At 72.5% G+C, this 23,093-nt stretch carries 23 protein-coding genes; 15 read left to right on the forward strand and 8 right to left on the reverse strand.

The annotated features are described in order from the left end of the window. Positions 1 to 146 precede the first annotated feature (146 nt). Positions 147 to 1,328 (forward strand): leishmanolysin-related zinc metalloendopeptidase, encoded by a 1,182-nt coding sequence (locus BM064_RS27110; protein WP_143103406.1) that lies wholly within the window; start codon positions 147 to 149, stop codon positions 1,326 to 1,328. Between the two features lie 221 nt (positions 1,329 to 1,549). Here the strand turns inward: BM064_RS27110 and BM064_RS21350 are convergent, their stop codons facing one another. Both BM064_RS21350 and ubiA read right to left on the reverse strand, forming a co-directional pair. Further along, the gene (locus tag BM064_RS21350) at positions 1,550 to 2,836 is read right to left on the reverse strand and encodes a CAP domain-containing protein (RefSeq protein ID WP_092863607.1); all 1,287 of its coding nucleotides are present in this window, start codon (positions 2,834 to 2,836) and stop codon (positions 1,550 to 1,552) included. 95 nt (positions 2,837 to 2,931) lie between these two features. Continuing rightward, complete coding sequence (ubiA, locus tag BM064_RS21355) at positions 2,932 to 3,921, reverse strand: 4-hydroxybenzoate octaprenyltransferase (protein ID WP_092863610.1); 990 nt, start codon at positions 3,919 to 3,921, stop codon at positions 2,932 to 2,934. Positions 3,922 to 3,931: 10 nt separating this feature from the next. Here ubiA and BM064_RS21360 point away from each other — a divergent pair, with 10 nt between their 5' ends. From BM064_RS21360 to BM064_RS21370, 3 genes are all read left to right on the forward strand, one after another. After that, entirely contained in the window at positions 3,932 to 4,723 is a 792-nt protein-coding gene (locus BM064_RS21360; protein WP_092863613.1) for a 16S rRNA (uracil(1498)-N(3))-methyltransferase, read from the forward strand. Then, the gene (locus BM064_RS21365; RefSeq protein WP_143103407.1) at positions 4,720 to 5,295 is read left to right on the forward strand and encodes a hypothetical protein; all 576 of its coding nucleotides are present in this window, start codon (positions 4,720 to 4,722) and stop codon (positions 5,293 to 5,295) included. Before BM064_RS21360 ends, BM064_RS21365 begins: the two co-directional genes overlap by 4 nt. A gap of 92 nt (positions 5,296 to 5,387) precedes the next feature. Then, positions 5,388 to 6,773, forward strand: a complete 1,386-nt coding sequence (locus BM064_RS21370; protein WP_092863619.1) for a glutamate--cysteine ligase — start codon at positions 5,388 to 5,390, stop codon at positions 6,771 to 6,773. A 16-nt stretch (positions 6,774 to 6,789) separates the two neighbouring features. On the opposite strand, the gene BM064_RS21375 is transcribed toward BM064_RS21370, so the two are convergent. The 4 genes from BM064_RS21375 to tldD all read right to left on the reverse strand — a co-directional run bounded on the left by BM064_RS21375 (position 6,790) and on the right by tldD (position 10,552). Continuing rightward, entirely contained in the window at positions 6,790 to 7,239 is a 450-nt protein-coding gene (locus BM064_RS21375; RefSeq protein WP_092863623.1) for a hypothetical protein, read from the reverse strand. A 42-nt stretch (positions 7,240 to 7,281) separates the two neighbouring features. Continuing rightward, positions 7,282 to 7,635 carry a hypothetical protein gene (locus BM064_RS21380; RefSeq protein ID WP_092863626.1) on the reverse strand — a complete coding sequence of 118 codons (354 nt, stop codon included), beginning with the start codon at positions 7,633 to 7,635 and terminating at the stop codon, positions 7,282 to 7,284. A gap of 409 nt (positions 7,636 to 8,044) precedes the next feature. Beyond that, positions 8,045 to 8,923 carry a calcium-binding protein gene (locus BM064_RS21385; RefSeq protein WP_092863629.1) on the reverse strand — a complete coding sequence of 293 codons (879 nt, stop codon included), beginning with the start codon at positions 8,921 to 8,923 and terminating at the stop codon, positions 8,045 to 8,047. 195 nt (positions 8,924 to 9,118) lie between these two features. Then, entirely contained in the window at positions 9,119 to 10,552 is a 1,434-nt protein-coding gene (gene tldD / locus BM064_RS21390) for a metalloprotease TldD (protein ID WP_092863633.1), read from the reverse strand. Between the two features lie 261 nt (positions 10,553 to 10,813). On the opposite strand from tldD, the gene coxB reads away from it, so the two are divergent. From coxB to BM064_RS21430, 9 genes are all read left to right on the forward strand, one after another. Next, positions 10,814 to 11,716 carry a cytochrome c oxidase subunit II gene (coxB, locus tag BM064_RS21395; protein ID WP_245779240.1) on the forward strand — a complete coding sequence of 301 codons (903 nt, stop codon included), beginning with the start codon at positions 10,814 to 10,816 and terminating at the stop codon, positions 11,714 to 11,716. Positions 11,717 to 11,915: 199 nt separating this feature from the next. After that, the gene (locus tag BM064_RS21400; protein ID WP_092863639.1) at positions 11,916 to 12,890 is read left to right on the forward strand and encodes a heme o synthase; all 975 of its coding nucleotides are present in this window, start codon (positions 11,916 to 11,918) and stop codon (positions 12,888 to 12,890) included. 24 nt (positions 12,891 to 12,914) lie between these two features. Next, a complete protein-coding gene (locus BM064_RS27630; RefSeq protein ID WP_177236357.1) occupies positions 12,915 to 13,067 on the forward strand; it encodes a hypothetical protein in 153 nt (50 codons plus the stop codon). 1 nt (position 13,068) lies between these two features. Further along, entirely contained in the window at positions 13,069 to 13,683 is a 615-nt protein-coding gene (locus tag BM064_RS21405) for a cytochrome c oxidase assembly protein (protein WP_092863642.1), read from the forward strand. A 51-nt stretch (positions 13,684 to 13,734) separates the two neighbouring features. Continuing rightward, positions 13,735 to 14,535: a cytochrome c oxidase subunit 3 gene (locus BM064_RS21410; RefSeq protein ID WP_092863644.1), complete on the forward strand. Its 801-nt coding sequence runs from the start codon at positions 13,735 to 13,737 to the stop codon at positions 14,533 to 14,535. 152 nt (positions 14,536 to 14,687) lie between these two features. Continuing rightward, positions 14,688 to 15,377 carry an SURF1 family protein gene (locus tag BM064_RS21415; protein ID WP_092863647.1) on the forward strand — a complete coding sequence of 230 codons (690 nt, stop codon included), beginning with the start codon at positions 14,688 to 14,690 and terminating at the stop codon, positions 15,375 to 15,377. Positions 15,378 to 15,694: 317 nt separating this feature from the next. Next, a complete protein-coding gene (locus BM064_RS21420; RefSeq protein WP_092863650.1) occupies positions 15,695 to 16,741 on the forward strand; it encodes an MBL fold metallo-hydrolase in 1,047 nt (348 codons plus the stop codon). A gap of 72 nt (positions 16,742 to 16,813) precedes the next feature. Further along, on the forward strand, positions 16,814 to 17,473 hold the full coding sequence (locus BM064_RS21425) for a potassium channel family protein (RefSeq protein ID WP_092863653.1): 660 nt from the start codon (positions 16,814 to 16,816) through the stop codon (positions 17,471 to 17,473). A 7-nt stretch (positions 17,474 to 17,480) separates the two neighbouring features. After that, positions 17,481 to 18,818 (forward strand): TrkH family potassium uptake protein, encoded by a 1,338-nt coding sequence (locus BM064_RS21430; RefSeq protein ID WP_092863656.1) that lies wholly within the window; start codon positions 17,481 to 17,483, stop codon positions 18,816 to 18,818. Between the two features lie 275 nt (positions 18,819 to 19,093). Here BM064_RS21430 and BM064_RS21435 read toward each other — a convergent pair whose 3' ends face one another. Further along, positions 19,094 to 20,644 carry an acetolactate synthase large subunit gene (locus tag BM064_RS21435; RefSeq protein WP_092863659.1) on the reverse strand — a complete coding sequence of 517 codons (1,551 nt, stop codon included), beginning with the start codon at positions 20,642 to 20,644 and terminating at the stop codon, positions 19,094 to 19,096. A 284-nt stretch (positions 20,645 to 20,928) separates the two neighbouring features. Here BM064_RS21435 and BM064_RS21440 point away from each other — a divergent pair, with 284 nt between their 5' ends. Together BM064_RS21440 and BM064_RS21445 are read left to right on the forward strand one after the other, a co-directional pair. Next, on the forward strand, positions 20,929 to 21,465 hold the full coding sequence (locus BM064_RS21440) for a thiamine pyrophosphate-binding protein (RefSeq protein ID WP_092863662.1): 537 nt from the start codon (positions 20,929 to 20,931) through the stop codon (positions 21,463 to 21,465). Beyond that, positions 21,459 to 22,058: a thiamine pyrophosphate-dependent enzyme gene (locus BM064_RS21445; RefSeq protein WP_092863664.1), complete on the forward strand. Its 600-nt coding sequence runs from the start codon at positions 21,459 to 21,461 to the stop codon at positions 22,056 to 22,058. The genes BM064_RS21440 and BM064_RS21445 overlap by 7 nt, the downstream gene beginning before the upstream one ends. Positions 22,059 to 22,192: 134 nt before the next feature. Here BM064_RS21445 and BM064_RS21450 read toward each other — a convergent pair whose 3' ends face one another. After that, entirely contained in the window at positions 22,193 to 23,083 is an 891-nt protein-coding gene (locus tag BM064_RS21450) for a polysaccharide deacetylase family protein (RefSeq protein ID WP_092863667.1), read from the reverse strand. Between the last annotated feature and the right edge of the window lie 10 nt (positions 23,084 to 23,093).

Consider the following 23,093-nt stretch of genomic DNA (forward strand, 5'->3'; position numbering starts at 1 on the left):
GCGCCGACCGCGCGCGCTGCGACGCCGCCCGGCCATGGTTTCCGTTGTTAACCAATGTGAAACCATGGTTCATGTTGACGTCAGGATGGGCTCAGGCTCTATTCACCCACGTGAATCGCGTACCCCTTCACGTGACGGAGACCCTGATGCGTAACCGCGTGGCGGAGGCCTGGTCCGACAGGCTGCCCGAAGACGTGCTCGACTTTCTGAGCGACCGGCAGGAGCGCAAGCTCGATCGCCTGGCGGAGAAGGGCAAGCACGAGAAGCTCCTCTCCAAGCTCGATAAGATGCTCGACCGGCTCGGGATCGACTTCGATCCGGACGATCTCGACGGCGGCGCGGCCGCGGCCCGCGGCGGCCGCAAGGGCGGCGGCACGACGGACGGCGGCACGACCGACGGGGGGACCACGGACGGGGGGACCACCGACTCCGGCGCCGGCGCGACCAGGGGCAAGGGCGGCGGCAAGAAGGGCGGCGACGGCGGCGATCCTGGGACCGATCCCGGCACGGACCCCGGGACCGATCCCGGAACCGACCCGGGCACGGATCCCGGGACCGACCCGGGCGACGGTCCCTACAACACCGCGGACGCCTCGGGGCTCTATTCCACCTACGTGTCGGGCAAGGGCGACCTGGGCGTGACCAGCGCCTACAACGTCGAGGTGGTGTTCAACGGCGCCTGGACCGTGGCCCAGCAGAGCGCGATCCTGACCGCGGTCGAGATGATCTCGACCCTGGTGACGGGCGACGTGGCCGACTACGGCTCGGTCGACGATCTGCGGATCACGCTCTCGTCCTATGCGATCGACGGCGCCTACGGCACCGTGGCCCGCGCCTCGGTCAGCGGCGCCCGCGCGGCCGACGACATCCCGTGGAGCGGCTGGGTCCAGTTCGACAGCGGCGACATGGAGCGTCTGCTGGGCGCGGGCACGCTCGACGACGTGGCCTTCCACGAGATCCTGCACGCCATGGGCTTCGGCCCGCAGTGGGACGAGATGGGCCTGGTCGCGACCGTCGCCGGCGAGACCCGCTTCACCGGCGCCAACGCCACCCTCGCCTGGCAGGCGGAGTTCTCCGGCCCGGCCGGCGTCGATCCCGGCGCCGCCTCGGGCGTGCCGGTGGAGATGGACGGCGGTTCGGGCACCGCGGGCGTGCACTGGGACGAGATGATCTTCCGCAAGGAGATCATGACCGGCTACGTCAACGCCGACAACTTCATCGCCGCGACCACCGTCGCCGCGCTGGAGGACATGGGCTACGACACGATCTTCGACGCCGCCGATCCACTGGCCCCCGTGCCGCAGCTCGACGAGCTCCTGGTCGCCTGATCCGGCCCGGGAAACGGGACCGGCGAGAGACGGCCGCCTGGAGAACCCAGGCGGCCGTCTTCCGTTCGCGGCGTGCGCCTGCACGATCCCCGGACGCGCCCGCCGCCGCCGGCGAGAGGCCCCGGCGCGGGGCCGGGGCGCGCCCGGGGGAGGCGGCGCATGGAAAGGCCCCGGAGCGGGGCGCTCCGGGGCCGATGGGGCCGCGCCGCGCGGGGCCTGCGTCAGACCAGCAGCAGGTCGTCGAGGTCGATGCGCCCGGCGGCGTCCTCGATCACCACCACCGTGCCGGCGACGCGCAGGACCGCGTCGTCGCCGGACGCGGAGAGGGCGGCGTCGGACCGCTCCAGCCGCCCGCCCAGCGCGATGGCGTCGCCCGGGCCCCAGTCGAGCACGCGGTCGTGGCCGTCGCGGGCATGGAACACGAAGAGGTCCGCCCCGCCGCCGCCCTTGAGGACGTCGTCGCCGCGCCCGCCCTCGATCCGGTCGCGCCCGGCGCCGCCGGAGAGGTGGTCGGCCCCGCCCTCGCCGTCGAGCGCGTTGCGCCCGGCGTTGCCCTGCAGCCGGTCGCGGCCGCCCTTGCCGGAGAGGTCGACGTCGCCGATCCCCAGCGCGATCGCCCCCGCACCGCCCCGCTTCAGGTCGAGGTCGGCGCTGGTCGCCACCATCGCGCGGTCGACGAGGTCGAGCTTGACGTTGTCGCGCCCCACCTCGACCGAGAGGGCGATGCGGCCCTTCACGGCGGCGCCGGAGAGGGCGAGGGCGGCCTCGCCCTCGCCGACCTCCAGCGACCAGCCGCCGGCCTTGGCGGAGGCGGCCTGACCGCGCCCCTCGGCCGCGACCTTCAGGCCCTTCATGCCCTCGCCCATCGAATAGGCGCCGTCCCCGTCGCGGTCGCGATAGGCGACGCCGGTCAGGAACGGGCCGGCGTCGGCGCGCGCGGCGAAGTTCTGGGTGACGATCCAAGGCCCGGTGGAGGCCGAGGCGTCGTCCTGGCGCAGCGCGCCGATCCCGACCTCGGAGAAGCCGGCGTAGACGAGGTTCACGCGGTGGCCCCGGCCGGCCTGCATGCCGTCCGCGGCGGGACCCCAGTCGACCACGAAGGCCTCATGCGCGTGGCGACCGGATTCGGCGTAGGAATAGACGTTCTCGCCCGCCCGGATCGGGTCGTAGCCGGCGTCGCGGATCCGCTCGCCCAGCGGCGCCTCGCCGCGCGAGGTCACCTGGTGGGACTGCACGTCGGCCCGGCGCAGCACCTGGCTGTGGCCGGTCGCGGCGGCGGCGAGCCGCCCGTTCCAGGCCAGCGGCTGCACGGGGTCGAGCGCGTCGAGCTCGCGCTCCAGCGTGCGCAGGTCGACGCCGAACCAGCGCAGGGCGGCGGTGACGTCGGGGTCGTGCGCCCTCCGCCCGCCCGTGTCGGCGACGATGCGCTCGTATTCCCCGGCCGGGTCCAGGCGGAACCGGTTGATCAGCTCGACCAGGTGCTGGTCGAACGCGCTGGCGGTCGGCATGGCCCGCTCCCCTTCGCTTGCTCCGGGGAGGAGCTATAGGGCCGGCCGATTTACGCCCGGTTTCCCAATGGTTTTCGGAGCGTTGACGCGGCGCCTCAAAGCAGGGCGGCGGCGAGGAAGCCCGCGGCCATCAGCAGGCCCGCGTTGCGGTTGTCGCGGAACAGGCGCAGGCAGACGCCGCCGTCGGTGCGGTCGAAGCGGCGCAGCTGCCAGTGCAGGCGCAGGGCGAAGGCCCAGACCCCGGCGATGGCGAGGACCATGGGCAGGATCCCCGACCAGGCGGTGGCGAGCACCGCCGCGGCCAGGGCCAGCAGGCTCGCCGCGACCAGGAAGCCGAACAGCCAGCGTCCGGTGGACTCGGCGAACAGGCGCGCGGTCGACTTCACCCCGATCAGGGCGTCGTCCTCGGCGTCGCAGCAGGCGTAGATCGTGTCGTAGAACAGCGTCCAGGCGATGCCCGCGAGGTAGAGCAGCACCGCCGGCCAGCCCAGCGTCCCGGTATGCGCCGTCCAGGCCAGCAGCGCGCCCCAGTTGAAGGCGAGGCCGAGGAACACCTGCGGCCACCAGGTGACGCGCTTCATGAACGGGTAGATGCAGACCGGCGCCAGCGAGATCACGCCCAGCAGGATCGCCATGGGATGCAGCGTCAGCAGCAGGAAAAGGGCCACGACCGCCTGCAGGACCATCCAGGCCAGGGCCTGCTTCACGGTGACGCGGCCCGAGGGCAGGGGGCGCGAGCGGGTGCGCGCCACGCCGCCGTCGATGTCGCGGTCGGTGACGTCGTTCCAGGTGCAGCCCGCGCCGCGCATCAGGAACGCGCCCACGGCGCAAACCCCTGCGATCCAGAGGTCTTCCAGGCGCCCCCCGGCGGGGTCCGCGGCCACGGCGAGCGTCAGGCTCCACCAGCAGGGAATCAGCAGCAGCCAGGTCCCCGCGGGCCGGTCCGCCCGGCTGAGACGCAGGTAGGGGCGGCTCCATCCCGGGGCGAAGCGGTCCACCCAGTTGCGATCGGTCGAATCGGAAACTCGACCGTCGGGCGCGGGCGGGGTATCCCATGGAGCGGTGGATTGGTCGGGCGCGTTCATGAGGGGGCTTATGGCAGAAAAGGCCGCCAAGGTCAGGCTCTGCGTGCCGGACGATCTGTCGCCGGAGGCGCGGATCGAACCCGCGCGCGAGCAGGCGCATTACCTGTTCAACGTCATGCGCCTGGCGGCGGGCGACCCGCTGCTGGTGTTCAACGGCCGCGACGGCGAGTGGCTGGCCGAGGTCAGCGAGGCGACCCGCAAGGGCGGCGTCCTGACCTGCCGCGAGCGGGTGCGGGCGCAGACCCGGCCGCGCGACCTGGTGCTGCTGTTCGCCCCGGTGAAGAAGGCCCGCACCGACTTCATCGTCGAGAAGGCCTGCGAGCTGGGCTGCGCCGCGCTGCGCCCGGTGTTCACGAAACGCACCAACGCCGAGCGCCTGCGCCCCGACCGGTTGCGCGCCCACATGGTGGAGGCCGCCGAGCAGTGCGGCTTTCTCACCGTGCCCGAATTGCTGGAGGCCGAGCGCCTCGATCGGGTCCTCGACGACTGGGACCCCGCCCGGCGGATCCTGTTCTGCGACGAGCGGCGCGACGCGCCCCCCGCAGCGCAGGCGCTGGCCGCGCACAGGCCCGCCGACGGGGGCGAGGCCGGCCCCTGGGCGGTGCTGATCGGCCCCGAGGGGGGCTTCGACGAAGCGGAATCCGCGCGGCTGAGGGGCCTCGCGCAGGTGGAGGCGGTCTCGCTGGGACCGCGGGTGCTGCGGGCCGACACCGCCGCGGTGGCGGCGCTGACGATCTGGCAGGCGGTGCTGGGCGACTGGACGGCCGAAGGCGAAGCGATGGCCGAGGGGACGAGGACATGAGCGAGGGCATGGGTGGAACCTGGCCGGGAATGGGAGGCGGCTCCGGCGCCGCCCTGCTGGCGCGCTGGGCGGAGACGCTGATCGCGGGCGCCCTGGCCGTCACGCTGCTGGGCGTGGGCGTGAGCGCGGGGCTGAACGGCGGCTGGCTGGGCTGGGGCATCGCGGCGCTGGGTCTGCCGGCGGCCGCCTGGGCGGTCGTCGCCTTCAGCCGCGGGCGCCTGAAGGGCGCGGGCGAGGGCCCGGGCGTGGTCGAGGTCGCCGAGGGCCGGATCGCCTATCTCGCGCCCGAGGGGCACGAGCAGTTCTGGGGCGGCGTGGTGCGCGTCGAGGAGCTGTGGACCGTCGAGGCGGTGCTGCTCAAGCGCAACGCCGGCCTCGCCTGGCGGCTGCGGCCCATCGACGGGCTGCCGGTGGTGATCTCGGTCGGCGCCCGCGGCGCGGACCGGATCCCCGAGGCGCTGACCGCGCTGCCCGGCTTCTCGGTGATGCGCGCCGCCAAGGCCTTCGAGCATGGCGGGCTGGGGGTGCGCCCGATCTGGCGGCGCTCGGTCCACGGGCGCGGTTTTCTGTAAGCCGTCCGAACGGGGTTGCCCCCTCAGGCCGCCCCTTCTAAGTCTGCCGATGGCCGCCGGTTCGCGCGGCGAAGACGGCGCCGGGAGCGGGCATGTCGATACCTCAGAGCGGCGGCGGCCCGATCGAGCGCCGCGAGCAGCTGGCCGAATATCTCGCCTCCGGCTGCAAACCCGCCGACCAGTGGCGCATCGGGACCGAGCACGAGAAATTCGGCTATGTCCGCGGCAGCCATGCGCCGCTGCCCTACGAGACGCCGGCGGACGGTCCCGCGGCCTCGGTGCGCGCGATGCTGGAGGGTCTGCGCGACCGCTTCGGCTGGGACCCGATCGAGGAATCGGGCCATCTGATCGGCCTGACCAAGGACGGCGCCAACGTCAGCCTCGAGCCGGGCGGGCAGCTCGAGCTCTCGGGCGCGCCGCTGGAGACGCTGCACCAGACCTGCGACGAGTCGAACCGTCACCTGGCCGAGGTGAAGGAGATCGCCGACGAGATCGGCGCCGGCTTCATCGGCCTGGGCGCGGCTCCGGAATGGCGCCACGAGGAGATGCCGATGATGCCCAAGGGGCGCTATCGGCTGATGACCGGCTACATGCAGTCGATCGGTCCCTGGGGCACCCAGATGATGTACCGGACCTGCACGATCCAGGTGAACCTGGACTTCGGGTCCGAGGCCGACATGGTCCAGAAGCTGCGCGTGGGCCTGGCGCTGCAGCCGGTGGCCACAGCGCTGTTCGCCAACTCGCCCTTCTTCGAGGGCAAGGTCAACGGCCAGAAGTCCTGGCGCTCGCGCATCTGGCAGGACCTGGATCCCGACCGCACCGGCATGCTGCCCTTCGTCTTCGAGGACGGGATGGGGTTCGAGCGCTGGGTGGACTACGCGCTCGACGTGCCGATGTACTTCGTCTACCGCGACGGCAAGTACATCGACGCCCTGGGCCAGTCGTTCCGCGACTTCCTGGTTGGAAAACTGCCGGCCCTGCCGGGCGAGACGCCGACCCTGTCGGACTGGGCCGACCACCTGACCACCGCCTTCCCCGAGGCGCGCATCAAGAAGTTCATCGAGATGCGCGGCGCCGACGGCGGCCCGTGGCGGCGCATCTGCGCCCTGCCGGCGCTGTGGGTGGGGCTGCTCTACGACCAGGGCGCGCTCGACGCCGCCTGGGACCTCGCCAGGGACTGGACCGCCGAGGAGCGCGAGGCCCTGCGCCGCGACGCCGCCAAGCGGGGGCTGGAGGCGGAGATCCGCGGCCGCTCGATGCGAGAGCTGGCGGGGCAGGTGCTCGACATCGCCGGGGCCGGCCTCAAGGCCCGGGCGCGTCCCGGCGCCGGGGGGCTGATCCCGGACGAGGGGCATTTCCTCGACGCGCTGCGCGAGACGGTCGACAGCGGCCAGACGCCGGCGGACGAGCTGCTCGCCCGCTATCACGGCGACTGGGGCGGGGACCTCTCGAAGATCTACGGCGAATACAGCTACTGAGCGCGGCGCCGGCGGCTCAGGCCGCCGCCGGCAGCTCCCGCACCCCGGCGATCCAGCGCACGATCAGCAGGCTGGCCGCGCCCATGCCGCCCAGGATCAGCGGCTGGGCGAGCGTCAGGCCCACCCCGAACACGAGGCTGGAGGCGAGCGCGAAGAGCACGCCCCCCGCGATGCCGGCAAGCGCGAAGGCCAGCGCCGTGCGGCGGCGGGCGAGCCACAGGCCCAGCACCGCCAGCAGGCCGAAGGTCGCCGAGAACACCACGAAGGCCGACAGCGCGGTGAGCGCCACGTTGGTCGCGGCCTGGGTCACCATGGCGCCGTCGGGCAGGGTCATGCCGGCCACCACGAAGGCCAGCGGCGCGGTCAGCGCGCCGATCAGCACCGGCGCCAGCGCCAGCCCGGCCACGAGTCTCAGGACGGGGCGTTTCGCCTCCGCCGGCCACCAGTCCAGTCCCAGGTTCGCCATGGCCCCTCCGCTCGTCGCGCGCCTCGCTTGGTGGGGCGGAGCCTAGGACGCGTCGCCTCCCGGCGCCAGCCCGCGCCGCGCGACGCGCAGCCGCCGGCGCCAGGCGACGGCGACGCAGGCCGCGGTCCAGATCGCGCCCAGCGTCACGGGGACGATCAGCACCACCGCCCAGCCGACGACCTCGGTGGCGATGCCGGGCCAGGCGAAGCCGCCGTTGGCGAGCGCGCCGCCCAGCAGCGACAGGCCGGGAAAGGCCAGCAGCCAGGCCGCGAGGCCGGAGAGGAGGGCGGAGCGCAGCCCCGCCAGCCGGAGCAGCGCCAGCATCAGCGCCAGCGCGGGGCCCAGCACCACCCACAGCGACAGCGCCGCCCCCAGCGCCGAGAACGCCGTGTGCACGTCCCAGCGCCCGAGGCCGGTGATCGCCGCCAGCGGCGGATGCGCCAGCGCGTAGGCCGCCGCGGCGAGCCCGCCCAGCGGCGCGAAGGGGAACAGGGCGGCGAAGACCAGCCCCGGCGCGATCCCCGGCGCGAAGGCGCGGGGACGGGCGCGGCCGCCGGGCGGGGCGTCCGGCGACGGCCCGCGCCGCGGCGCCTCTCCCGCGGGGGCGGAGACGGGGGCGCGTCTCAGGATCGGGGCCCCGCGCGGCGGGACGGTGGGGGGAGGGTCATGCCCGGTCTCCTGCGCCGCTTGGGCGATGGGGGGCGAGGCTACGCCGCCCGGCCGGCCGCCGCCAGAGGCGCCGCGGCGGCTTTCGCGCAGGGCCGGGGCGGGGGAGGGCGGGGCCGCCGCCCTCCCCCCATGCGCGTCAGAGCAGGACGTCGGAGGCGTCGAGGTCGGCCTTCTCGACCCCGGCGAGCAGGATCCGCCCGCCGTCGAGGTCGAGGACCAGCCCGGCGCGGGTGTCGTCAGCCGACTTCATCAGCTTGTTGAAGCCGCCCGGGGCCGCGGTCTTGCGCAGGTCGAGCACGTCGCCGTCCCCGAAGTCCTTCACCACGTCGCGGCCGAAGGCCTTCACGAAGCGGAACTTGTCGTTCCCCCCGCCGCCCCAGAGCGCGTCGTTGGAGGCGCCGCCGTCGAGCAGGTCGTTGGCGTCGCCGCCCCACAGCCGGTCGTTGCCGGCCTGGCCGAAGAGCTTGTCCTTGCCCTCCTCGCCCCAGAGCTGGTCCTTGCCGTCGCCGCCCTTGAGCAGGTCGTTCCCCCGGCCGCCGCCGACCTTGTCGGCGCCGCCGCGCAGGTCGAAGACGTCGGCGCCCTCGAAGTCGACGGGGTAGCCGTCGCTGGTCTTGTCGCCGGGACGCGCGATGTCGGCCACGTCGTTGCCGACGTAGTTCCAGGAGAAATTCTTGAGGAAGTACTTCTCGAACGCCCGGATGTCGGAGCCCGAGTCCTCGCCCTTGATCGCCGAGATCAGCGAGCGGACGGAGAAGTCGGCGTTGGAGATCGTCACCGCCAGCTTCCCGTCGACCGAGGTCTTCCAGGTGTCGACGGTCCCGGCGCCCCGGCCGTTGATGTTGATGCCCGAGCCGGTGAGGATCGTGACCGTGTCGTCGTAGCGGATCGTCACCTTGGAAGAGCTGTTCTGCGTGCCGTCGCCCAGCAGGATGTTGCCGAGCTCTTCCATGAATTCCTGAAGGCTGATGTCCCAGCCCTTCGTGTACCGGACCTTCACCTTGGCCATGGCCATCCCCCCGTCGGTTTCCGCAGCGACGGCCGGATGATCAGACGATATCGGGCCGCGCGAAGTCGTTAGCAGAGAGATGAACGTTGCGGAAGGGAGACCGGGGGCGAATGGTCGGGATGAATCGTCCTATCCTGCCTGTCGGGGCGCTTCGCCGGGGGGGGCTCGGCCGCGCCCGGCCGGGGCCGGGCGCGGCGGGGCTCAGCCCGCCCTGGCGCCGCCGACGGTCAGGCCGCCGATCAGCAGGGTCGGCTGGCCGACGCCCACCGGCACCCACTGGCCGGCCTTGCCGCACATGCCCATGCCGGGGTCGAGCGCCATGTCGGTCCCCACCGCCCGGATCTTCTGCAACGCCGTCGCCCCGTCGCCGATCAGCGTCGCGCCCTTCACCGGGTGCAGGACGCGGCCGTTCTTCACCCGGTAGGCCTCGGTGCAGGAGAACACGAACTTGCCGTTGGTGATGTCCACCTGGCCGCCGCCAAAGGCGACCGCGTGGATGCCGTCCTCGACCCCCGCCACCACGTCCTGCGGGCTCGCGTCGCCGGCGAGCATGATCGTGTTGGTCATCCGCGGCATCGGCGGGTGGGCGTAGCTCTGCCGCCGGCCGTTGCCGGTGGGCTCGACGCCCATCAGGCGGGCGTTCTGGCGGTCCTGCATGTAGCCGACCAGGCGGCCGTCCTCGATCAGCACGTTGCGCGCGGACGGCGTGCCCTCGTCGTCGATGGTGATCGAGCCGCGGCGGTCGGGGATGGTGCCGTCGTCGACCACCGTCACCCCCGGCGCGGCGATCATCTGGCCCATCAGGCCCGCGAAGGCCGAAGTCTTCTTCCTGTTGAAATCGCCCTCCAGCCCATGGCCCACGGCCTCGTGCAGCAGGATGCCGGGCCAGCCGGAGGAGAGGGCCACGTCCATCACGCCGGCGGGGGCGTCCTCGGCCTCGAGGTTGACCAGCGCCTGGCGGGTGGCCTCGTCCACGAGCCGCCTGCCGTGCTCGGGGTCCATCACCGCCTCGACGCCGAAGCGGCCGCCGCCGCCGGCGGAGCCGCTCTCGCGCCGGCCGCCCGATTCGCAGATCACCGAGACGTTCATGCGCACCAGCGGGCGGACGTCGGCCACGCGGCGGCCCTCGGGGCGCAGGATCTCGATCTCCTGCATCGAGCAGGCTAACGATACCGTGACCTGCGCAACCTTCGGCTCCCGCGCGCGGGCGTAGGCGTCGAGCTCCGAGAGGAGGGTGACGCGGGCCTGGAAGTCGGGGCCCTCCAGCGGGTCGTCGTCGGAATAGAGGCGGCGGTTGGTGGCCTGCGGGGGCGCGGCCGGACCGGTCCCGCCGCCGTCGCGGGCGGCCAGGCGGCAGGTCTGCGCGGCCCGTTTCAGGGCGGCGGCGGAGAGCTCGGTCGAATGGGCGTAGCCCGAGGCCTCGCCGCAGACGGCGCGCAGGCCGAATCCCTCGCCGGCGTCGTAGCTTGCGGTGCGCAGGCGGCCGTCGTCGAAGGCCAGCGCCTCGGAGCGGCGACGCTCGAGATACAGTTCGCCGTCGTCGGCGCCTGCGACAGCCTCGCGCAGGATGGCGAGCGCCTCCGCTTCGTCGAGGGCGGTCTCGAACGGGCGGAACGGGTCGCGGGACCGGGTCATGAGGGCTCCTTCGCGCGGGGGCGGACCGGTTCGGAGAGAAACGGCCCGGGTCTGAGAGGGCGGGCTGCCCTACACGTGGCGCAATGCGCCGCATTGCTCAACCGTCTCGCATATGATCGTTTCCGCGGCGAAATTCACTAGCCTGAGGCGAAGGGTCTGGCGTATGCCGCCCCCGCCATGCCAAGGAACCGGCGATCGCCGGAGCGGCCTTTCCCGGCCGCCGAAGAACAAGGGGGAAGATCGGACATGCGAGCTGGCAAGATGGCGTCGATCCTGTCCGGGCTGACGAGCGGCCTGACCGCCGCGGTCGCCGCGCCCGCGGCTTTCGCGCAGGACGCCGCCACCATCATCGGGATCCCGCATCCCGGCGGCACCGGCTTCCAGCATGCGGCGACGGAGCTGGCCTCCGACCTGCACTGGCTGGACGGGTTCCTGCTGGTGATCATCACGGTGATCGTGCTGTTCGTCACCGCGCTGATGGCCTTCGTGGTGTTCCGCTTCAACGAGAAGGCGAACCCCAAGCCCGCGACCTTCACCCACAACTCGCTGGTCGAGGTGGTGTGGACCGTGGTGCCGATCGTGATCCTGGTGGCGATCGCCATCCCCTCGCTGCAGCTGCTGTCCAAGCAGGTGACGATCCCCGAGGCGGACCTGACCATCAAGGCCACCGGCAACCAGTGGTACTGGTCCTACGAGTATCCCGATCCGAACGGCGAGGAGGACTTCGCCTTCGACGCGATGATGGTCGGCTACGGCTACAAGGACTACGACACCGCGGTCGCCAACGTCGGCGACGAAATGCAGGCCGCCGGCGTCACCCGCGAGAATTACCGCCTGCAGACCAACACCTTCGTGGTGGTCCCGGTGGGCAAGGTGGTGCGGATGCAGGTGACCGCCTCGGACGTGATCCACTCCTGGACCGTGCCCGCCTTCGGCGTGAAGATGGACGGCATCCCCGGCCGCCTGAACGAGATCTGGTTCCAGGTCGACGAGCCCGGCATCTACTACGGCCAGTGCTCGGAGCTCTGCGGCAAGGACCACGCCTACATGCCGATCTCGGTCAAGGCCGTTTCCGAGGCCGAGTACGAGACCTGGCTGGCCGAGTCGAAGGAGATGTACGCCGGCGTGACCCGCGACGTCTCGGTCGCGGCGCTGGCCGACTGATCCGACCCGCGGACGGGGCCCCGCGCCCCGCCCGCCCGACCTCCTCCGCCGCGGGCCGCCTCGCCGGACCGCGGCGCGGCCTCCCCCGAGCGGGAGGCCCGAGCGGAGCGCGGCGCCCGACGCCCGCCCCCACGACCGCCACCGCCGCCCTCGCCGCGATCCGCGCGGGGCGCGAGAGCCAGGACGCCGACGCCGCCCCATGACCGACGCCTCGATCATCGACACCGCCCGCGAGCCGGTCTCCGGCCAGCCGAAGGAGCCGTCGGTCCGCGACTACGTCAGCCTGCTGAAGCCGCGGGTGATGTCGCTGTCGATCTTCACGGCGCTGGTGGGGATGCTCTGCGCGCCGGCGTCGCTGAACCCGGTGGTCGGCTTCGCCGCGATCCTGTGCATCGCGGTCGGGGCCGGCGCCTCGGGCGCGCTGAACATGTGGTGGGACGCCGACATCGACGCCAAGATGCGCCGCACCGCGGGCCGCCCGATCCCCGACGGCCGCATGGCCGCGGGCGAGGCGCTGGCCTTCGGCCTGGCGCTGTCGGTGCTGTCGGTGATGATGCTGGCCGTCTTCACGAACCCGCTGGCGGGGGGGCTGCTGGCCTTCACCATCTTCTTCTACGTCGTGATCTACTCGATGTGGCTGAAGCGCTCGACGCCGCAGAACATCGTCATCGGCGGGCTGGCCGGCGCGCTGCCGCCGCTGGTCGGCTGGGCGGCGGCGACGGGCTCGGTCGGGATCGCGCCGCTGCTGATGGTCGGGCTGATCTTCATGTGGACCCCGCCGCATTTCTGGGCGCTCGCGCTCTTTGCGGAGACGGACTACGAGAAGGCCGACGTGCCGATGCTGCCCAACGTGGCCGGCGACGCCGAGACCCGCAGGCAGATCCTGATCTACGCGCTGCTGCTCGCCCCGGTGGCGATCGCCCCCGCCTTCACGGTGGCGGGCGGGCCGCTCTATCTGGCGGTGGCGCTCTACTTCAACGCGCGCTTCGCGGCGGGGGCCTGGCGGCTCCGCCGGAGGGACGAGGCGCAGGCGAAGGCCGACAAGTATGCGGCCGAGAAGGCGTTCTTCCGCCTCTCGCTGCACTTCCTGTTCTGGTCCTTCGCAGCGCTGCTGGGCGAGGCCGCGCTGCGCGCCGCGCTCGGCGACTACGCCGCCGCCATGCAGCTCTTCTGAGCCGAGGGGAGAAAGGGAAGTCCGATGATCCCCAAGGAGGAACACGAGCTCCACCGCCGCCGCCGCGGGCGCAACTTCGCGCTGGGCGGGGCGCTGCTGGCCTTCGTGCTGCTGGTCTTCGCCGTCACCATCGTCAAGCTGTCGGAGGGCCAGATCGGCTCTCTGCAGGGCTACTGACATGAACGGGTGGTGGAAAGGGCTCGAGCCGCAGGCGCGCACCGCGCTGCGCTGCCTCGGGCTGCTGGCGGTGATGGCCTCCCTGACCGTGCTGGCGGTGCCGTTCTACTCGTGGTTCTGCCGGGTGACCGGCTACGGCGGCGAGACCAACGTCGCCGCGGTGAACGAGAAGGGCGTGCTGGACCAGACCATCAAGGTCCGTTTCGACGCCAACGTCGAGCGCGGCTTCCCCTGGACCTTCAAGCCCGAGACCCGGGAGATGGAGATCAGGATCGGGGAGACGGGCCTGGCCTTCTACGAGGCGACCAACAACAGCGACCGTCCGATCGCGGGGCAGGCGTCCTACAACGTCGCGCCCTTCTCGGCGGGCTACTACTTCACCAAGATCGACTGCTTCTGCTTCACCTACCAGGTGCTGCAGCCGGGCGAGTCCATCATGATGCCGGTCACGTTCTTCGTGGACCCGGAGATCGTGCAGGACCGCGAGGCGAAGCATGTGCATACGATCACGCTGAGCTATACGTTCCACGAAACCGACGTCCAGGACGAGGACCGGACCACCGAGGCGACCGACGCCTCGGCGGTGCTGCCGGCGCCTGCGCAGGACGTCAACTGACGGCATCAGGACGGCGCGCGCCGGGACCGACTTTCCGAGGGGAGACACGCCATGGCCCACGAGAAGAACCACGACTACCACATCCTGAGCCCCAGCCCCTGGCCGCTGCTGGGCTCGCTCGGCGCCTTCGTCATGCTGTTCGGCGCCGTGATGTGGATGCACGACGGCGGCCCCTGGCTGTTCATCATCGGCTTCCTGGGCGTGCTCTACGTCATGTTCGGCTGGTGGCGCGACGTGGTGATCGAGAGCCGGGCCGGCGACCACACCCCGGTGGTGCAGCTGGGCCTGCGCTACGGCGTGATCATGTTCATCATCTCCGAGGTGATGTTCTTCGCCGCCTGGTTCTGGACCTTCTTCAAGCACGCGCTCTACCCCGGCGGCGCCGAGCAGCCGGTCGAGTTCAGCACCTGGCCGCCGCAGGGGATCGAGACCTTCGACCCCTGGCACCTGCCGCTGATCAACACGCTGATCCTGCTGCTGTCGGGCTGCTTCGCCACCTGGGCGCACCATGCGATCGCCCATGACAACGACCGCAAGACCATGGCCCAGGCCCTGATCGGCGCCGTGGCGCTGGGCGTGGTGTTCACCATCTGCCAGGCCTACGAGTACCAGCACGCCACGTTCTCGTTCTCGGGCAACATCTACGGCGGCACCTTCTTCATGGCGACCGGCTTCCACGGCCTGCACGTGATCATCGGGACCATCTTCCTGGCGATCTGCATGCTGCGCGCCTTCGCCGGCCACTTCACCGCCGAGAAGCACATCGGCTACGAGGCGGCGGCCTGGTACTGGCACTTCGTCGACGTGGTCTGGCTGTTCCTGTTCGCGGCCGTCTACATCTGGGGCGCCTGAGCCGCCGGCTCGTCCCGCCCCCCGCCGCGACCCGTCGCGCGACGATCCCGAAGGGGCGGCCTCGGCCGCCCCTTCCGCGTTCGGGGCCCCGTCGCCCCTTCCGCCGCCGGCGCCGCGCCGGCGGGCCCCCTCCTCCGATCCCAGGAGCCTGCATGTCCTCCCGCACTCCCCGCGCCCGCCTGGTCTTCGCCCTCGTCATCGGCCTGGGCGGGGTGGCGATCCTCTGCGCCCTGGGGACCTGGCAGGTGCAGCGCCTGGCCTGGAAGGAGGGGCTGATCGCGGAACTGGAAGGGCGGCTCGCCGCCGCGCCCGAGGCCCTGCCCGAGGCGCCGACGGAGGCGCGGGACGAGTACCTGCGCGTCGCCGTGACCGGCGACTACCGGCCCGGCGAGATCCACGTCCTGACCTCGCGCAAGCCCTGGGGCCCCGGCTTCCGCATCGTCGCCCCCTTCGAGACCGAGGCCGGCCGGCGGATCCTGGTCGACCGCGGCTTCGTGCCGGAGACGGAAAAGGGCGCCGCGCGGACGCTGCCCGAGGGGGTCGAGGTCACGGGCGCGCTGCTCTGGCCGCAGGAGGTCGACGGCTTCACCCCCGATCCGGACCGCGAGGCCAACATGTGGTTCGCCCGCGACCTGCCGGCGATGGCCCAGGCGCTGGACGCCGAGCCGATCCTGGTGGTGGCCGAGGCCGACCCCGCCGCCGCCCCCGACGCGCTGCCCGCCGCCTGGCCGCTGACGGTGAACCTGACCAACGACCACCTGGAATACGCGATCACCTGGTTCGGTCTGGCCGCGGTCTGGGCCGGCATGTCCATCGCCTTCGGGATGCGCCGGCGGGCCTGAGCGGCGGGCGGCGCGCCCGCCGCCGGCGCGCGCCGGGTCGGCGGACGGCCCGCCCGCCCACCCCCGCCCGCCGACCCGGCCCGCGCCGACGCCGCGGAGCGGGGCGCAGGGGGGCGGGCCTGGGCAGGGGCGCCCGGGGGCGTGCGGCCGGGGCCGCGGCGCCGCGCTGCGGCGTTACTGACCGTTCGGCCGGTCGACAAGGTCATCAGCCGGGCTTACGGCATGGTATGACTCGAACGAATCGGATCGACGCGCGCAGGCTGCAGGCTCCGCGAGGGCCGCGCCGCGCCGCACAACGAACGCTGAGGGAGACCTTCATGCCCAAGGACCACCGCGCCCAGCCCGCCCCCGCGCATCCGTTCCCGGAGGCGCCGAAGCCGGGCGAGGTCCTCGAGGTCGCCCCCGGCCTCCTGTGGCTGCGCTTCAAGCTGCCCTTCGCGCTGAACCACGTGAACGTCTACCTGATCGAGGACGGCGCCGGCTGGGCCGCGGTCGACACCGGCATCGGCGACGACCTGACCCGCGAGGTCTGGGAGAGCCTGTTCGCCGGCCCCCTGAAGGGCCGTCCGCTGACCCGGCTGATCCTGACCCATCACCACCCCGACCACATGGGTTCGGCGGGGTGGCTGTCGGAGAAGTTCGGCATCCCGGTCCACATGACCGAGACCGAGTATTTCATGGGCCGCTACCTGGGCACCGGCCACGACGCGGTGCATGGCGACGCCCACCGGATCTTCTACCAGAACCACGGCATGACCGAGAGCGGCGCCGCCGCCGTCACCGGCCGCGGCCACATGTACCTGGAGATGATCACCGGCCTGCCGTCCTCGTTCCACGCGCTGGAGCCGCGGGAGCCGTTCGAGATCGGCGGGCGGACCTTCCAGGTCCACACCGGCGGCGGGCACTCGTGGAACCAGGCGATGCTGCATTGCGAGGACGAGACTTTCTTCATCGCCGCCGACCAGGTGCTGGGGCGGATCACGCCCAACATCTCGGTGCATTCGGTGCAGCCGGACGGGGATCCGCTGGGGCGCTATCTCGACAGCCTCGCCTCGCTGCGCGCGGCGATCCCGGACGGCACGCTGACCCTGCCGGGCCACGACCTGCCGATCACCCACCTGCACCAGCGCATCGGCGAGCTGATCGCCCACCATGACGAGCGCTGCGACATCGTGCTGAACGCCTGCCGCGACAAGGTGCTGAGCTGCGCCGAGATCACCCCGATCCTGTTCACCCGGCAGATGGACGAGCACATGTTCTCCTTCGCCTTCTCCGAGACGCTGGCGCATGTGAACCGCCTGCTGCGCGAGGGGCGGCTGGTGGACGTGGGCGAGCCCGACGGGCCGCGCTTCCGCTCCGCCTGAGGGGCGCGCGGTTGACGGGGGCGGGCGGCCTCCTACCCTGAAGGCGTCAGCAACGGGGCGAAGGGGGCGCGCATGGCCCGCGGCGAAGGGTTCGTGATCATCGGCCTGGGCACGTTCGGCACCACGGTGGCGACCGAGCTCGCCCGCGCCGGCGAGCATGTGCTGGGCATCGACCGGCACGAGCGGCACGTGGCGCGGGTGGCCGACGAGCTGTCGGAGGCGATCATCGCCGACGCCCGCGACGAGGACGCCTTGCGCGAGGCCGGCGTGGGCGCCTACGCCACCGTCATCGTCGGCATCGGCGAGGACCTGGAGGCGAGCCTGCTCGCCACCATGAACGCGCGCCTGCTGGGGGTGAAGCGGGTCTGGGTGAAGGCCAAGACCCGCACCCACCACCGCATCCTGCTCAAGATCGGCGCCGACCGGGTGATCCTGCCCGAGCAGGAGATCGGCCGCCACGCCGCCCAGGTGCTGCGCAATCCGCAGGTGCGCGACTACGTCAGCCTCGGGAACGGCTTCCATGTCGTCGAGTACGTCGCCTCCGAGGATATGGACGGCTGGACGCTGGATCGCCTGAAGCTCGACGATTACCAGGACCTGCGCGCGCTGGGCCTGATGCGGGGGACCGAGTTCGTGCCCTGCACCTCCCCCGAGACGGAGCTGAAGGCCGAGGACAAGCTCCTCCTGCTGGGGCGGCGCGAGGATTTCCGCCGCTTCGGCGACGTGCTCTGAGCGGCCGATGGCGAAGGGGCAGGCGGTGTTCCGAAAGCGGGTGCGGCTGCCCCCTCCGGCGGCGCTGGCGCTGCTCTACGCCGCGCTGGTGGCGCTGGGGGCGGGGCTGCTGAGCCTGCCGGGCGCGACGGTCGAGCCGATCGGCTGGGGGGACGCGCTGTTCACCTCGGCCTCGGCCGTCACGGTCACGGGGCTGGCGGTGGTCGACACCGGCACGGGCTTCACTCTGTTCGGGCAGGCGGTGATCCTGGGGCTGATCCAGCTCGGCGGGCTGGGGCTGATGACCTTCGCGGCGCTGGTGCTGACCATGCTGGGGCGGCCGATGGGGTTCTCGTCGCGCAGCTTCCTGCGCGAGGACCTCAACCAGACCTCGATCTCCGAGCTGTTCCGGCTGGTGCGCCTGATCCTGAAGGTGGTGCTGGTCTGCGAGGCCGCGGGCGCCGCCGCCCTGGCGGCGGTCTTCGTGCCGGCGGAGGGGCTTTGGCCGGGCCTGTGGTCGGCGGTCTTCCACTCGGTCTCGGCCTTCAACAACGCGGGGTTCTCGCTCTATTCCGACAGCCTCTCGGGCTTCGCGGCGAACCCGGTGGTGAACCTCGCGACGCCGGCCCTGCTGATCGTGGGGGGGCTGGGCTACATGGTGCTGCACGAGATCCTGAACCGCACGCCCTGGCGCGCGATGAGCCTGCATTCCAAGCTGACGCTGATCGGCACGGGCGCGCTGCTGGCCTGGGGCATGGTCGCCTTCGCGGCGCTGGAGTGGACCAACCCCGGCACGCTCGGCCCGATGCCCTGGTGGGAGAAGCTGATGGCGAGCTGGTTCCAGTCCGCCACCACCCGCACCGCGGGCTTCAACACGGTCGACATCGGGGCGCTGCACGACTCGACGGCGCTGATGTTCATGTCGCTGATGATGATCGGGGGCGGCTCGACCTCGACCGCGGGGGGAATCAAGGTCACCACCTTCATCGTCCTGATCCTCGCCACCGTCGCCTTCTTCCGCAGGCGCGACACGCTGCACGCCTTCGGCCGCTCGCTGGGGGTGGACGAGGTGATGAAGGTGCTGGCGCTGGCGATGGTCAGCCTGCTGACGGTGATGGGGGCGACCTTCGTGCTGTCGGTGATGCACGACGGGGAGTTCCTGGACCTGGCCTTCGAGACGGTCTCGGCCTTCGCCACCGTGGGCCTGTCGCGGGGGGCCACGGGGGAGCTCGACGGGCTCGGCCGGGCCGCGGTGGTGTTCCTGATGTTCGTGGGGCGCGTCGGTCCGCTGACGCTGGGCTTCTTCCTGGCCACCCAGGCGCCCCCGCGGGTGCGCTATCCCGGCGGGCGGGTGTTCCTGGGCTGAGCCGGAAGGGGGCGCGAGGCGCCGGCGCGCGCCGACCCGGCGGTCGGCCCGCCCGCCCACCCCCGCCCACCGGCCCGGCGCGCGCCGGCGCCGCAGACGTTGCGTCTGGGGGCAGGGGGGAGGGCGCCCGGGCTTGACCCGGGGCCCCCGACGGCCGGCAGGGGGCGCGGGCCTTGCCGGAAGGGCGCCGCGCCCGCCACGGGCCCAAGCCCGCCCGCAGGGCGCCTGTGGGCCCGGGAATCCCCGGCCCGAGGGCCGGGGAGGATTGCGAAGAGTCAGATCCGGGCTTCGATCAGGAACGGGCCCTTGGTCTTCATGGCGTGGTCGAGGAGCTTGCAGAACTCCTCGATCGTCTCGGCGCGGCCGCCGTCGACGCCCATGCCCTTCGCCATCAGCACCCAGTCGAGGTCGGGACGGTCCAGGTCCAGCATCCGCCGGGCGTTCTCGCCGAAGTCGTTGACGCCGACGTTGCGCATCTCGCCCTGCAGGATCGCGTACTTGCGGTTGGCGTAGACGATGGTGACCACGTCCAGCTCCTCGCGCGCCTGGGTCCACAGGCCCTGCACCGTGTACATGCCCGAGCCGTCGGCCTGCATCGCCACCACCTTGCGGTCGGGGCAGGCGATGCCGGCGCCGATGGCGAGCGGGATGCCCTCGCCGATGGCGCCGCCGGTGAGGGGCAGGTGGTCGTGGGGGTGCAGGCCGGGGGAGAGCGCCGCCAGCGGGCCGGCGGAGGTCACCGACTCCTCGACCACGATCGCGTTCTGAGGCAGGCGCCGGGCCACGGCGGCGGCGATGGTGGCCGGCGTCAGGGCGCCGGTGGGCTCGGCGATCTCGTTCTGCACGAAGGCGTTGGCCTTGAAGGGGGACTTGGCGGTCAGGCCGATGGCCTCGGCGAGCTGCTGCAGCGCGGCCTCGAGATCATGCTCGTGCTCGGCGACCTGGATCACCTCCGCCGCGTCGGGCAGCGGCGAGGAGGGCTTGCCGGGGTAGCCGAAGAACACCGCCGGCTTCTTCGCGCCGATGCAGATCGCGACCTCGACATGCTCCAGCGCCTGGATCGCCATGTCGACGTTGTAGGGGGTCATCCGCACGGCCACCCGGCCGGCGCCGCGCTGGCCGCGGTCGGACTGGGGGTGGAAGAGGTCGGCGCCGGTCGCCAGCGCGATGCGGCCCGCCCACTCCAGCGCCCGCTCGCGCAGCGCGCGGTGCTGCAGGAACAGCGCGCAGCGCTTGCCGGACTTCAGCGCCTGGGCGGCGGCCTTCAGCGGGCCCTCGTCGATGGCGGGCGGGACCGGCATCGGCAGCTTGGAGGGGGTGCGCGCCTCGACCTCGCCCCAGGCGGAGTCGGCGGGCAGGATCAGGGTGACGGGGCCGCGGGTGGCGATGGACTGGGTCCAGGCTTCTTCCGTCTTCGGGCCCACGTCCTCGGGCGAGGTGGCGCGCCCGACCCAGTGCGACATCGGCCAGGCCAGCCCGTCGATGTCCGAGGTCAGCGGCGCGTCGGCGGCCAGGTGCCACGAGGCATGGTCGCCCGGCACGTTGATCATCGGCGTGCGCGCGCGCCGGGCGTTGTGCATGTTCGCCAGACCGTTGGCGAGGCCCGGCCCCGTGTGCAGCAGCGTCACCGCCGGCTTGTCGGCCATGCGTGCGTAGCCGTCGGCGGCGCCGGTCACCACGCCCTCGAACAGGCCCAGCACGCAGCGGAGCTGGGGCTTGCGGTCGAGGGCCGCGACGAAGTGCATTTCGGACGTGCCGGGGTTGGAGAAGCACACGTCCACGTCGTTCGCCAGCAGCGTGTCGCAGAGAAGGTCGGCGCCGTTCATCGGTCTTGGCTCCAGGGTCTTGGGGGGCGCGGCGCGGCAGGGCGTCGGGCGTCGGGAAGGAAACCGCCGCCGGCAGGGCCGCGGCGGAAGGAGGGCGGCCGAAAGTGGACCGGCCGGCCGGTGGATGTCGAGAGCAATCGTCGACAGTTCGCGCCGACAAGGCTTCCCCCCCGCGCGCCGGGCGCCCTAGGCTGCGCCGTGAACGCCCCGGCGAGGGCGAAGCCGCACGGACGTCCCCTGCGCCGCGCGCGGCGCCGGCCGCGGCGCCTGACGGGAGGACCGAATTGACCGACGCCCCACCCCTGTCCACCGAGGCGGCCGCCTGGCCCGCCCAGCTCTACGCCGCGCTGAAAAGCGCCGGCGTGCGCCATGCCTCCTACGTGCCCGACGCGGGCCATGCCGAGCTGATCCGCCGCTTCCAGCAGGATCCCGAGGCGATCGAGGTGATGCTCTCGACCGAGGAGGAGGGGGTGGCGCTGGCCTGCGGCGCCTGGCTCGGCGGGATGCGCTCGGTGGTGCTGATGCAGTCCTCGGGCGTCGGCAACTGCATCAACATGCTGTCGCTGCCGGCGCAGGCGCGGATGCCGCTGCTGATGCTGGTGACGATGCGGGGCGAGTGGGGCGAGTTCAATCCCTGGCAGGTCCCGATGAGCCGCGCGGTCCAGCCGACGCTGGAGGCGATGGGCATGACCGTGCTGCGGGTCGAGGCCGCGCAGGACGTGGCCCCCACCGTCGCCCAGGCTGCCGCGATGGCCTACGGGGCCGACCAGCGCATCGCCGTGCTGCTGGGACAGAAGCTGCTGGGAGCGAAGACATGGTGAGCCAGACCGTCGAGCGTCGCGCCGCCGTCGCCGCCCTGCTGGCGGAGCGCGGAGAGGGCGAGGCCCGGGCCCTGGTGGTCAGCGGCCTCGGCTCGCCGACCTGGGACCTGCACGCCGCCGGCGACGTGCCGGAGAACTTCTACCTGTGGGGCGCCATGGGCGGCGCCGCGATGGTGGCGCTGGGCGTCGCCCAGGCGCAGCCCGCCCGCCGGGTGATCGCCCTGACCGGCGACGGCGAGCAGTTGATGGCGCTGGGCGCGCTGGCCACCATCGGGGCCGCCAAGCCCTCGAACCTGACTGTGGTGGTGCTGGACAACGAGCACTACGCCGAGACCGGCGCCCAGCCCTCCCACACCGGCCGGGGCGTGGACATGGCCGAGGTCGCCCGCGCCTGCGGCTTCGCCGAGACCGCCGTCGCGCGCAGCCTCTCGGAGGTCGAAACGCTGGGCGCCCGCCTGGCGGAGCCCGCCAACGGCCCCCGCCTCTTCGTGGTGAAGATCGGGGTCGAGGCGCCCCCCCGCTCGTTGCCGACGCGGGACGCGCCGTATCTCAAGACCCGGTTCCGGGAGGCGCTGGGCTTCAAGCCCGGCTGAAACCTCGCCGGCCGAGCGCGCCCCGGGCCTGACCCGGGGCCTCGTGCCCGCCGTCCTCCACGGCGTCCGGCGCGGGCGTCTCGCAGAGGCCCCGGGTCAGGCCTGGGGCGCGCGTGGGGCGGGCGGCGCGCCTCTCAAGCCGGCGGGTGGAGGGAGGCGTAGTGCGCCGCCACCTGGCCCGGCGTGGTGATCCACAGCTTGTCGCGGAAGGCCGCGACATGGGCCAGCGCCCGGCGCAGGGCGCGCAGGCGGTAGGGCTGGCCGATGACGAACGGGTGCAGGACGATCGTGTAGACCAGCGGGTATTTCCCGGACTGGAACAGCATCTCGTCGAACTGGTCGACCATCATCCGCTCGAAATCCGCGGCGCCCTGCTGGCGGAACACCATGGCCGGGCTGTCGTTGACCTCGATGGAATAGGGCACCGAGAGCAGCGGCCCCGAGCGGGTGCGCATCCAGAACGGCTGGTCGTCGGCGGGCCAGTCGAGCACATAGTCCAGCCCCGCCTCCTTCAGCAGGTCGAGCGTCACCGGGGTCTGGGCGAGATACGGGCCAAGCCAGCCCTTCGGCGCGGTCCCGGCGAAGGCGCGGATCGCCGCGAGGCTCTCCTCGATCAGGGCGCGTTCCTCGGCTTCGGGCAGCGTGTCCTGCCGCTCGGCGTTGGTGCGGCCGTGGCCGACGAACTCGTCGCCCCGCTCCAGGATCCGCTCGGCGATGCGGGCGTGGCGGTCGAGCAGCAGCGAGTTGAAGTTGTGCGAGGCCGGAAACCCCAGCTCGTCCAGCAGGTCAAACAGATACCACTGCCCGACCCGGTTGCCGTATTCCCGCCAGGCGTAGTTGCGGGTGGTCTGCGGCGCCCCGACCTGGGCGCTGTCCGAGCCCAGCCCGTCGAGGTAGCTGAACACCTCGATGTTGTTGCAGATGCAGACCGCGAGGCGCTTGCCCTCCGGCCAGGAGAAATCCGGCCGGTCGGGCAGGGCCGAGAAGCCGAAGCGGTCGTGGGTCTTGAGGTCGATCATCGGCATGGCGGTTCCC

The sequence above is a fragment of the Albimonas pacifica genome, from assembly GCF_900113695.1.
In the GTDB taxonomy this organism is placed as follows: Bacteria; Pseudomonadota; Alphaproteobacteria; order Rhodobacterales; family Rhodobacteraceae; genus Albimonas; species Albimonas pacifica.